Here is a 10053-nt window from a genome sequence, read left to right on the forward strand (position 1 = left end):
AATATAGGCAATCCACCTGCAATGTCAGTAGCCCAGTTACCGGGGTCCATATAGCCCACCGAAACTAAATAGCCCGGTCCTGCAAAAGCCAGCATTTTGCGCCAAAAGCTTTGAACATTTGGAATCGGAATACTGCTGTGAACTTCGGGCAAACTCGGTTCCGAATGCGTTGCAATTTCAGTCTCATGTTGAAGTAACATCGGCTAACGACCTTCCTATTTCTTTCCATTGCTTATGATGCGATCTGCTCTAATGACGGCACGATCGAACGCCTTTGAGCAGGTATGGCATCGACCAAGGCACGATCGAGGTTCAGGTGTGCTGCAACCAGTTCGTGCGGTGTGAGTGCTAACCATTGAGCGAGCGACACATCGGTGAAGCGATCGCTAACGAAAACCTCTAGAAACCGCAGGGCTGTTGTTCCTGTGTTTTCAACATAATGCGCCATTGACATCGGCACATAGCCAACATCACCTGCCTGGAAGTCAAACGTCCGAGCGGTGCTCTCAGCAGCGAACACCGTCATTCGTGCCTCACCTTCAAGGTAGTATTGCCATTCATCCCCATTGGGGTGCCAGTGAATTTCCCGCATCGCCCCCGGTTCGACTTCGACCAATGCTGCTGCGATTTGGGTGGCAGCCGGAAAGTTGCGACTATCGGTAACGCGAATCGTTCCGCCGTTAAAACGTTCTGGTTCCTGTGCCATCATATGGTGGCTAAACCACTGTGGAACCTGCTCTCGATTTGGTATGCGATCGGAGTCAAGAGAACCAGGAACATCCGTTTGGAAGATCCAAAGCTCCTTTTTGGGAATGTTCGCAAAGCTTGCCTCTGACCAACCAAAATTCTTGGCGAGGACTTCCTTTGGAATATGGGCACAGAGATCGGAAAGGAGAAAGGTACTATCTTCGGAGAAGTTGCCATCGCTGAATACGAGCAAGAACTCAGTGCCCTGCTCTCCGATACCCTAGATAGAGTGAGGAATACCAGGTGGAAAGTACCAAAGGTCGCCCTCACCCAGGTCATCTTGAAAGGTGTTGCCGTTACTATCGACAGCGGTCACGCGAGTCTGACCTGCCAACACATAACCCCACTCCGCTTCTTTGTGCCAGTGCAACTCACGCACCCCACCCGGATCTAAGCGCATATTTACACCCGCCATCGCGGTCGAGATCGGCAATTCGCGTACCGTTGTCTGACGTGCCCATCCGCCCGGTTCAATCCGAATGTGACTGTCAGCAAACGACCATCGCATATTCGGTAGGGTTCCCGCATCGGTTTTGGGGGGACGGATCAAATCCCGGTCTTGTGCCTCACGGGACAAATTGCGCGGACCGAGAATGCTTGCACCTTCGCCATCGCGTATCGGCTGAATTGCGTCGCTTCCGGTTGGCGGTGAGTTTTCCGAATGAGATGGGAAAGGGTTTACAACTTCATGCTTATCTGTCATCGCTTTATCTCCTTAAAAGAATAAGAAACACAAACTGATTTGAATCAAAAAGCCAACGATCGCGTCTAAATGATGTGGCAACATTTCAGCAATGAAATAAGACTGGTTTCAATTAATGGCTAATCAACGCGATCGCGATCGGCAGGGTGGCAATCATCATCATTGAAGTTAACAACAGAGTTGATGATGCTTCCGACTCATACATTTGAAAGCGTGATGCCAAAATGATTCCAACCACACTGGTCGGCAACGCACAAATCAAAATTCCCTCTGGGGCATCAGGATGGGGAATGCTCAACCAAAGCACCAAAACTACCATCAGCAGCGGCTGCACGATCATCTTCAGCACACTGTTAACAATAACCTCACGATTGAGCTTGAGTTTGTGTGCTGCCAGCGTTAAGCCGCTACAAAAAACCGATACACCTGAAGTTGCAACGCCAATTAAGGTGAGCATTTTGTCTACAGCGCCAGGAACCTTCACCCCAAACAGAACTAACGCGATCGCCAAAGCAGGAACCCAAGCCACTGGTGCTTTGATTGCTCTTGATACTGATGATTGAAGTATCTGATTGAGACTAAAGTGCTTACCAGCGTTTTGAGTTTGTCCAAGTTCCACCAGTACTAACGTCAGTGGAACTTGAATCACGTTCATGATGATGGCGCTGATTGCGATCGAAACTATGCTAGAACTTCCATAGAGGTCATTTAGAATGGGAGTGCCAATAAAAGGGGCTGTGGGCACTGTAATGACAAACGCTTGCAGGGCAGCGGTTCCAACGTCATGATGAAATAGAATTCTGCTAACGAACCAGGCAATCAGATAAAGACCTAGAAGCGCAATCAGCAACCCTAAGAATAATGTTCCTTGTTATAACAGTACACCGCGAGAAGTACCGGATGTACCAACAAATAAAGAAGCTGGAAGTGCATAGTCTAGAACCAGATCATTGAGTCCACTCGTTTGAGTGCTACTAAACTGCTTCATTCGTCCTGCAAAGTATCCTAATCCCATCACGAAGAATATTGGCAATAGAATCACTGTTTGGCTTGACATCTGGATTAGATCTCCTTCTGCTCAAACGAGTTGCTGATACTCCGGTTTATAGACGTGCTGGCGAATGAATGCTTCAATATCATCTGGACGATCAACCCGTGCCAATCCGCTATCAAACACCAGTTTTGCCACCCGTACTGCGGTCTTGGTCTCTGTTTCCAGAATGTTCGACTGCGGCGGATAGATTAACCCCTGCTCCAGCAGATCTTTGGGAACCTGATCGGCAACGGCGGCGGCGGCTTCAATAAACATCTCATCGGTCACGCGCTTCGCCTCTGTAGCATAAATGGCTAAACCGACTGCCGGGAAAATGTAGAAGTTGTTGGCTTGTCCGGGTAAGAACGTCTGACCGTTGAAATGAACAGGTGGAAATGGAACACCAGCCGCATAGATGGCTTTACCCTTTGACCAGGTATAAGCTTGCTCAGGAGTGCATTCTGCATGTTCAGTTGGGTTTGACAGTGCCATAATCACTGGGCGATCGTTCAGCCGCGACATGGTTTCAACCACCTGTTGAGTAAAGGCACCACCCACCGTACTGACCCCAATAATGGTCGTTGGTTTGATGCTTTCAATCGCAGCCACAAAATCTCTAGTGGGGGGATGGGGATGGGCATAGGGCTTCTGGAAGTCCACCAGATCGGTGCGAGTCGGTTCTAAGAGTCCATTCACGTCAAACATATAAACCTGTGCCTGAGCCTCCTTCAGTGTCATCCCCTGTGCCACTAGTGCTGTACAAAGCAAGTTGGCTAGACCGATCGCCGCTGAACCTGCTCCCAAAAATAGATATTTCTCATCCTTGAGCTGGGTTCCTTTGAGCTTGGTAGCGTTGATCATGCCAGCCAGGGTAATGCCTGCTGTACCCTGAACATCATCGTTGTAGCAGGATACTTTGTCCCGATAACGTTCCAGTAAATGGACAGCATCCACCCCGGTCCAGTCCTCAAAGTGAATGCAGCACTTGGGAAAGACTTCTTGCACTGCATCCACAAATTCATCCACAAAGCTGTACAGTTCCTCGGTAGATGGGCGTGTCTTGCGTAATCCCAGGTACAGTGGATCGTTCAGGTATTGCTGGTTATTGCTTCCGGCATCCAGGTAAATGGGCAGCAGTCCGGTGGGTGGCACTCCGGCAGTAGCGGTGTAAAGTTGCAGTTTGCCGATTGGAATGCCCATGCCGTTCGCACCCAAATCCCCCAGTCCGAGAATCCGTCCGCCATCGGTCACGCAGATAACCCTCACATCCTTGATGGGCCAGTTCTGGAGAATTTGCTTCACCTGTCCACGCCGCTCGATCGACAGATACATACCTCTTGGACCTCGAAAAATATGTCCAAATTTGAGGCAGGCTTCCCCAATCGTGGGATCATAGACGATCGGCAGAAATCGCGCCGGATCTGACATGATCGTCCGATAGAACAGGGTTTCGTCATGATCGAGTAAGTTGATGAGATAAATGTAGCGATCAAGGTCAGTATTCTTGTTACCCAGTTGCTGCATGACGCGGCACAATTGCAGATCCTCCGATTCGGTGACATCGGGGACTAGCCCCACCAGTCCTAACGCCTGCCGTTCTGCCTCTGTAAAGGCAGTGGACTTATTGAGTGATGGATCATGGAGAAGTTCTGCTCCACGCTTGCCGTTCAGAGTGGTCTTGTAATTCATGACAGTTTTATCTCCGTTGTTATTGGGGGTTAGAACAATCTGTTTCGTTTAATCACGACTTTGCGACGTAGGGATGAACCATCTTTGTGGGATCGACAACTTGATCGAACTCATCAGCAGTAACGTATGCCAGTTTCAGTGCCGCTTCCTTCAGCGTCAGATCGTGATCAAGGGCATAGTGTGCAACTTGCGAAGCTTTGTCATAGCCAATGATGGGACTGAGAGCTGTCACTAACATCAGCGATCGCTCCACAAAAGTATTAATTTGCGTTTGGTTAGGCTGTATACCTGCGACCAAAAATCGACTAAAGTTAGAGCATCCATCACCCATAATCCGAATTGAGTGCATCACGTTGTGAATCATCACAGGCTTATACACATTCATCTCTAAATAACCACTCGCTCCACCAAACGTCACTGCGACATCATTCGCGATCACCTGTACGGCAATCATCGCTAGCGCTTCACACTGAGTTGGATTCACCTTTCCTGGCATGATTGATGAGCCGGGTTCATTGGCAGGAATATCCAGTTCGTGGAAACCACACCGAGGTCCACAACTCAGTAAACGAATATCATTCGCAATTTTGTACAAAGAGGTGGCTAAGGTCTTGAGCGCACTACTGAGCATCACCAACGCATCATGACTGCCCTGCACCGTAAACTTGTTTGGCGCAGTGACAAAAGGTAGCCCAGTGAGTTGGGCAATTTCTGTGGCTACAGCGGCTGCAAACTCAGGCGTTGAATTGATCCCCGTTCCAACGGCGGTTCCGCCTAGTGCCAGCCGATACACCCCTTTTAAGCTGTCGGCTAAGCGATCGAGGCCATCATCCAACAGTCCCACATAGCCGGAAAACTCCTGTCCCAGGGTGAGCGGGGTGGCATCCTGTAAGTGAGTCCGACCAATTTTGACAATCTCTTTCCAAGCTTCTGCTTTGCGATTGAGTGAATCACGCAGTTCTTTAACCGCTGGAATCAATTTATCATTCACTCTCTGCGCTGCCGCAATATACATTGCAGAAGGGAAAGAATCATTCGATGACTGGGACATATTCACATGATCATTTGGATGCACAGGTGTTTTGCTGCCCAGCGGATTTTCAGTTAATTGACAACAGCGATTAGAAATCACTTCGTTGACATTCATATTGAATTGCGTGCCACTTCCCGTCATCCAAACACGCAACGGAAACTGGTCGTAATGTTCTCCTGTCAAAATTTCGTCGCAAACCTGACAAATCAATGTTCTTTGTTCATCACCCAACCGTTGAGCTTGATGATTGACGATCGCCGCTGCTTTCTTTAGCACTGCGTAAGCCGCAATCATCTCGCGTGGAATTAAATCATTGCCGATGCTGAAATGTTCGAGCGATCGCTGGGTTTGTGCGCCCCAGAGCTTATCGCTGGGCACCTCGACGTTGCCCAGACTGTCAGTTTCAACGCGAATTGCACTCATAATCAATCCTGTCGTCTAGAGAGTGGTTGCAGCCTGATCGATGATCTCGAAAACGGCATCTGGATGGGAAACCATCACAACATGGGACGCGCCATTGACAACAACGGTCTCTTTTGAGTTAGCCCGCTCCGCCATAAATGAATGCACCGCCTCCGGAATGTTCAAGTCGCGATCGCCATAGATGAACCAGGATGGGGTAGACTTCCATGCAGGCATACCGGAGGCTTCGTTCAGTGCAGCTTCCGTAATCGGACGCTGGGTAAGAGCCATCAGTTGTGCGTCGTTAGGGGGTACATCTGCGGCAAACTGGGCGTGGAACTTGTCCTGCTGAATGTATAAGTCGTTGCTGCCATCGGGCAAGCCAACTGGCGGTGTGAGGGTTTCTCCAAGCGTGCTGCCCGGATAGCGTCCTGAGAGTTCAACGGCAGTCTCATCCGCATCAGGGGCAAAGGCAGCAACATAGATTAGTGCTTTCACGTTCTGGTTCCCATTAACGGCATTGGTGATTACCGAGCCTCCGTAGGAATGCCCAACCAGCACAATAGACCCGTCGATGTCTTTAAGGGCGCTGGCAATGTAGTCTGCGTCACTCTTAACGCTGCGCAGGGGATTCGCCACAGCAACGGTCGGATAACCTTTTGTGACCAGCCTGGGCAGTACACCGTTCCAACTGGAAGAGTCAGCGAAGGCACCGTGAACGAACACGATTGTAGGCTTGTCAGCTTGTGCGCTTACAATACTCATGATGGCTCCTGGATAGGTAATCGTAATGGAATAAGTTGCAACCGTGATGTGAGAAATTGACGGATGCAGGTTGCGATCGCAATGCGCTGTGAAGTGCTCTTAGGAGTGCTGTGCAGACAGTATCAGCAAACCTTCAATGTGTAATTGAATCACTATCACATTTGATGGACTTACTATAGGAAATTGACTCACGCCTGTCGTCCACTCACGGTTGACATTTTCGTGTAATCAAATGATGAGTCAAAAAGTCTCCCTAATGATGGGAGGCTGACTCCAACTAAAGTTGGTCATTAGCCTCCAACTTCAGTACAGCTTACAAATGAACAAGCTCATCCTTATTGGCAACAATTACTCCTTGAGTGCAATCTCTCTATGTCGGGCTTTTGATTGCATTTTTACCGTACCTATTGCCATGACGAAATCTACAAGCGCCTCAAAGAACATAAAGGCTCTACCGGGCTTGATATTAGCAGCGGAAATTTTTTGGTTGTTAGTGAATCGACAAAGCAACTGTCCCATTTTTGGTGACTAGCTGATCAAACACTAGAAGCCTGAAACTACACAAAATCATTATTTGCAATTTGGAGTGTCTGATTTATGGCTCAAAACAGCACATTTCAGCCCGTAATTGTTTGATTGAAGCGAGTAATGGAAGCCTTGATTGACAGGTATTTCAGCCTAAACGACCAAAAACTTTCCTTTGCTAAGACTGAGGCGGATTGGTTGCGGCAATTGGTTTTCACGGCTGAAGCAGTACAGGTGTTCAGCCAATTTTACATGAGGAAACTCCAACAACTTAATGGATCAGCCTCAAATGCCGATGCTTCCGTAAGTCTGGATCTTGAGATTGAGCAAACTATCGTTTTGAAGATTCTTGTTCTTTGAAGAAAGAGCCTCAAACCCCAATAGTCTAACAATGGTTAAACTAGTAGGAATATTAAATTCTAGTTAATTGATTTTATTGATTTTAAGGACTGGGATGTAGGATGAGCGGAAGTGGTGGTGGCGGGTATAAATAGCAAGCACAGGCAATCTAGCCCAGCACGTATTGATAACTCGTATCATCAGTGCTTACGATCGAAAACTCAGTGTACTAATCGCCATCTCCTTATCTTTCTCCGTCACATCAATATATCGCTGTAACGCCGACAGACTCTTATGTCCAGAGATCGACTGAATATGCTTGATCGGCACTCGTTCGTTGTGCATCCAGGTAATTGCCGTGCGCCGGAAGCTGTGAGTGCTAGCCCCCTCAATCCCCAACCGCTTAAAGGCTGCCCGTAAAATGGCATCGGCTGATTCTGGACAGATATGTCCTCGCCCCCACCGCCCTGGAAATAGATAGGGACGATCACTCCGATACTCCGCTAACAATTCCCTCAACTCTGGTGACACTGGAACGGATCGAGTCTCCTGTTTCCCCTTGGTTGTTGCCCGTCGAAAGGTAATGCGATCGCGCACCCGCCCGTCTGCCCTATACACATCAGCAGTGTGCAACGAACATGCCTCGTTGACCCGCGCAGTCGTGTAGAGGCAAATTCCAAACAAGGCTCGATCGCGCTCTGTCGGCAACCCCTCTACATAAGAGAGCAACGACAGGGAAGAGATCGCCTGCATTCCTTCCCCTTTTCCACTCCAAACCAGCAGCAGCAGCAATAGCTTCAGATTTGAAACCAACTCCACCTTGCCATCAAACAGCCAAGCGATCTCCTGCGCTGACAAGATCTTGGCTTGGTCGTGGCGGTTGATTTTCACAGGACGAGCAGTACGGATGTTCAGCCAATTCTACATTAAGAAATATGAATAAGTTAATGTATCAGCCTCAAATACCGATTATTCCGTTCGTACATCTCCTTAAGTTGGAAGGACTTAAGAAAAACTTATTAGTGACGGATGTGCAGGTAGGGGTTGCGACAGGATACATGTAAAATTATGCAAGATGAGCCTGAAAGACACATGCCAGAAGAGTTTGAGAATTTTGAATTCTTGACCCTTTATGAGAGCAAGCCTCACGGCAGAATGAGGTTTTGAGACTGATCTTGCAGGTTTTTACACGTATCCTGTCGCGACCCCAGGTAGGCATTAGAATAAGCAGAACTCAGCCGCATAACGGTGAGCGTCACCGGCGGCAGATAACATTGCAATGAAGACAGAAGTTATCAATCTGTCCGGTGCACGCGAGGGTTAGCTGGCGATTGCTGAAGCGGATGAAGTTAGTGGCTAAGAAGTTGTTGGGTTTCCTTCGTCAACCTAACCTACGGCGAGCGATCTCACTATAAACGCTTTTCCATAAAGACATTGCACAGACTATCGTTATATCTCAATTGAGTAGAAGCCAAGTCTTTTGTAAAGTTTGAGTGCCTGTGGTTGGCGCTCCTCGTTTACAAGGTCTAGTCTCACCTTCCGATGACCTGCCTGCCTAGCAAAATCAAGGAGCCTTTGAGCCATTTCCCAGCCCCATCCTTGTCCTCGATACTCTTTGAGAAACCACATACGCTTAAGTTCGCAAACTTCATTATCAAGTTTTCGGATTGCTCCAGTACCTACAACTTGCTCGTTGTCCACTAAGACCAAGAACACACCACCATTGTCAAAATAGTGCGATCGCAGATGCTCAATATCAGACATGGAATCATAGCGCTTCAACTCCTTCTCGGTCAGGATATCTTGCCAAACCTCTAGGCACACCGTCGTGACGATTTGCTTGGCTTGTTCAATTTGACTTTGCTGGATTGGTCTAATCTCAGTCACTGAAATTCCTTTACGTATCAATAATTTCGCAGAACTAGGGATTGAGATCACATTCGCTTGTTGGACGACGGAGCGCGGTTCTCAAGTGAAGGCCTCTGATGTCTTTAACTAAAGTGCCGGAGACCATTTAGCTTCTTACCTACAGGGACAAAGTGCCAACCTAGCATGTTAGCTGCCAACTCGTCCCACTTGCCGTCGCCGTAGTATGTAATTGAATCAAACGGCGCGGTGAGTTGCTTGCATGCGTGGGTCATGATTGTGGCTTTGTCAATGTGATCGTTGCACGATGCTAAGGGTATTCCATCCACTGGAAAATGCGATGATCTCAATTTTATCTGAGCAGATGCGAGCCATCCGGCGGTGGCATAGGCTATTTGACAGTCACTTGAACTTGCCAGTTTACTAACAAAGTCTTTCGCGCCTGGTACCTCCATGATCGGCCCATGCTTCTCAATATGACTAGAGATTCTAGCGACAAATGCCTCCTCAACGGCACGCAGCACATCAGCGGTGTTCCCGATGTTGTTGTCACCAAGAATTTCAAGGAGAGTTCCAGAACCAGAGACGTTTTTATAATGGCTCCATGATTTTCTGAATTGCACAGGTCCCAGTACATCGTGAATGGCGGAGATGTACGTTTCGTCATCAAGTTTACTGGAGTGAAGGAGAGTGCCGTCAATGTCGAAGATAACTGCGCGCATGGATAAAGCCGCCTCTTAAGAAATTAGATTTTCAACAACCATAAATCCTCATCAAGCAAATCTAATTTCTTTTACCCTAGGGTGCGTCAGCGCGTGGAATGCTAACAACCCTGTTCACCCGCCTCAGACGACTTCTCGAACCTAGCCAATAATTTTCATACAGTCGGTGTGCAACGGAATTGTTAGCTGGCTGCACAGAGAGACGGACTTCCAGTCACCTTACTTAGGA

7 protein-coding genes and 3 pseudogenes are annotated in these 10053 nt (G+C 48.3%); 1 reads left to right on the forward strand and 9 read right to left on the reverse strand.

Going from position 1 to position 10053, the window contains the following annotated elements:
* Positions 1-11: 11 nt before the first annotated feature.
* The 6 genes and pseudogenes from IQ268_RS27325 to IQ268_RS27355 form a co-directional block, all read right to left on the reverse strand.
* Positions 12-200, reverse strand: a pseudogene (locus IQ268_RS27325) (hypothetical protein); the annotation flags it as partial.
* Between the two features lie 32 nt (positions 201-232).
* Positions 233-1450, reverse strand: a pseudogene (locus IQ268_RS33570) (oxalate decarboxylase family bicupin).
* A gap of 112 nt (positions 1451-1562) precedes the next feature.
* Positions 1563-2507, reverse strand: a pseudogene (locus IQ268_RS27335) (AEC family transporter).
* A 21-nt stretch (positions 2508-2528) separates the two neighbouring features.
* Positions 2529-4172: an NAD-dependent malic enzyme gene (locus IQ268_RS27345; RefSeq protein ID WP_193885815.1), complete on the reverse strand. Its 1644-nt coding sequence runs from the start codon at positions 4170-4172 to the stop codon at positions 2529-2531.
* Positions 4173-4224: 52 nt separating this feature from the next.
* Positions 4225-5628, reverse strand: a complete 1404-nt coding sequence (fumC, locus tag IQ268_RS27350; RefSeq protein WP_193885816.1) for a class II fumarate hydratase — start codon at positions 5626-5628, stop codon at positions 4225-4227.
* Between the two features lie 15 nt (positions 5629-5643).
* Positions 5644-6372 carry an alpha/beta fold hydrolase gene (locus tag IQ268_RS27355; protein WP_193885817.1) on the reverse strand — a complete coding sequence of 243 codons (729 nt, stop codon included), beginning with the start codon at positions 6370-6372 and terminating at the stop codon, positions 5644-5646.
* 648 nt (positions 6373-7020) lie between these two features.
* Between IQ268_RS27355 and IQ268_RS27360 the strand changes: the two genes are divergently transcribed.
* Positions 7021-7257 (forward strand): hypothetical protein, encoded by a 237-nt coding sequence (locus IQ268_RS27360; RefSeq protein WP_193885818.1) that lies wholly within the window; start codon positions 7021-7023, stop codon positions 7255-7257.
* A gap of 186 nt (positions 7258-7443) precedes the next feature.
* On the opposite strand, the gene IQ268_RS27365 is transcribed toward IQ268_RS27360, so the two are convergent.
* The 3 genes from IQ268_RS27365 to IQ268_RS27375 all read right to left on the reverse strand — a co-directional run bounded on the left by IQ268_RS27365 (position 7444) and on the right by IQ268_RS27375 (position 9824).
* Positions 7444-8127, reverse strand: a complete 684-nt coding sequence (locus IQ268_RS27365; RefSeq protein WP_339383637.1) for a site-specific integrase — start codon at positions 8125-8127, stop codon at positions 7444-7446.
* Between the two features lie 558 nt (positions 8128-8685).
* The gene (locus tag IQ268_RS27370; RefSeq protein ID WP_339383638.1) at positions 8686-9123 is read right to left on the reverse strand and encodes a GNAT family N-acetyltransferase; all 438 of its coding nucleotides are present in this window, start codon (positions 9121-9123) and stop codon (positions 8686-8688) included.
* A gap of 104 nt (positions 9124-9227) precedes the next feature.
* A complete protein-coding gene (locus IQ268_RS27375; RefSeq protein WP_193885819.1) occupies positions 9228-9824 on the reverse strand; it encodes an HAD family hydrolase in 597 nt (198 codons plus the stop codon).
* Positions 9825-10053 lie beyond the last annotated feature (229 nt).

Origin of the sequence: Oculatella sp. LEGE 06141, from assembly GCF_015207605.1 — a bacterium.
Classification (GTDB): Bacteria; Cyanobacteriota; Cyanobacteriia; order Elainellales; family Elainellaceae; genus Oculatella.

Excerpts from the sequence above, each read along its gene's own strand:
- IQ268_RS27345 (WP_193885815.1), bottom strand. The coding sequence starts at position 4,172 with ATGAATTACAAGACCACTCTGAACGGCAAGCGTGGAGCAGAACTTCTC.
- fumC (WP_193885816.1), bottom strand. The coding sequence starts at position 5,628 with ATGAGTGCAATTCGCGTTGAAACTGACAGTCTGGGCAACGTCGAGGTG.
- IQ268_RS27355 (WP_193885817.1), bottom strand. The coding sequence starts at position 6,372 with ATGAGTATTGTAAGCGCACAAGCTGACAAGCCTACAATCGTGTTCGTT.
- IQ268_RS27360 (WP_193885818.1), top strand. The coding sequence starts at position 7,021 with ATGGAAGCCTTGATTGACAGGTATTTCAGCCTAAACGACCAAAAACTT.
- IQ268_RS27375 (WP_193885819.1), bottom strand. The coding sequence starts at position 9,824 with ATGCGCGCAGTTATCTTCGACATTGACGGCACTCTCCTTCACTCCAGT.